1 protein-coding gene is annotated in these 1,211 nt (G+C 44.2%); it reads left to right on the plus strand.

Features of this window, described 5'->3' with window-relative positions:
• Nucleotides 1-302: 302 nt before the first annotated feature.
• A partial coding sequence (locus IEV74_RS19545; protein WP_188457026.1) for an IS110 family RNA-guided transposase occupies nucleotides 303-1,211 on the plus strand: 909 nt, incomplete at its 3' end.

Here is a 1,211-nt window from a genome sequence, read left to right on the forward strand (position 1 = left end):
AATCAATAACTTGGACGCTCTGAGATATTCCTAGATAATGGTCATAGGATCATTTGGGACAATTCTTACACTCCTTGTGGCTTACCACATTAGAAAGACTGTTTCCCAGTGCACGTGTCGATCTTCATACACGCAGGCTGTACACCTTGATGTTCGAACCCGGATTGTAGTAGCCCGGGGCGGCTTTCGATGCAAGGATAGTACTCATACACGAGGCTGCTGATCAGCGTCCACACTAGGGATATCTCAGAGCGTCCAAGTAACAAGTTCCAATGATTCTAAATCGAAAGGAGGAATACCCCATGAAATTATTTGTCGGATTAGATGTGAGTTCATTTGATATCAAGGTTTGTTTTTTAGACGGTGAGGGCGAAAAGCTTAAGTCCTTCACCATTGACAATGATCTTCCAGGTGCAACACAGCTCAGAGACACTATTCTTGATACAGTCAGAGGACAATCGATTGATGTGCTGCGAATTGGACTTGAATCCACCAGTGTATACAGCTTTCATCCGTCCATGTTTTTACACAACGACGAATTTATGCGTGGCCTGGGGGCGAAAGTATTCGTCATGAATCCCAAGCAGATTGCCAACTTCAAAAAGAGCTACAGCGACATGGACAAGACCGATGAAATTGATGCCTTTATCATCGCTGACTACCTTCGTTTCGGCCGTTTACCTATGTCCGTTGTGAAAGAAGAGCAATACGTTGCCCTGCAACAATTAACACGAGCCAGATACCAGCTGATACGTCAGATTGCGCAAGAAAAACAACGATTTCTTCAACACCTTAGCTTTAAATGCAACACATTTACGGAAGAAGTGGAATCGTCCGTCTTTGGTAAAGCCATGATGGATTTATTTCTGGAACGGTACAGCCTGGAAGAACTGGCACAAATGAGCCTGGATGAATTGGCTGCCTATCTTCGCTCCAAGGGTAAAAATCGCTTTAATGACTCAGAACAGGTGGCCAAATCCATTCAAAAAGCCGTTCGTTCTTCCTATCGTCTGGACAAGGTGATGGAAGACTCGATTGATACTATACTGGCTACGTCCATCACAGTCATTCAAACGTTCCAACGGCAGATCAAAGAAATCGATAAATCCATTACACGTATTATGGCAGGATTGCAACAGACGCTTCAAACCGTTCCTGGTTTAGGTCCGGTATTTACAGCTGGCATCATAGCTGAAATTGGCCAAATTGAG

The organism is Virgibacillus oceani (assembly GCF_014638995.1).
Classification (GTDB): Bacteria; Bacillota; Bacilli; order Bacillales; family Amphibacillaceae; genus Virgibacillus_E; species Virgibacillus_E oceani.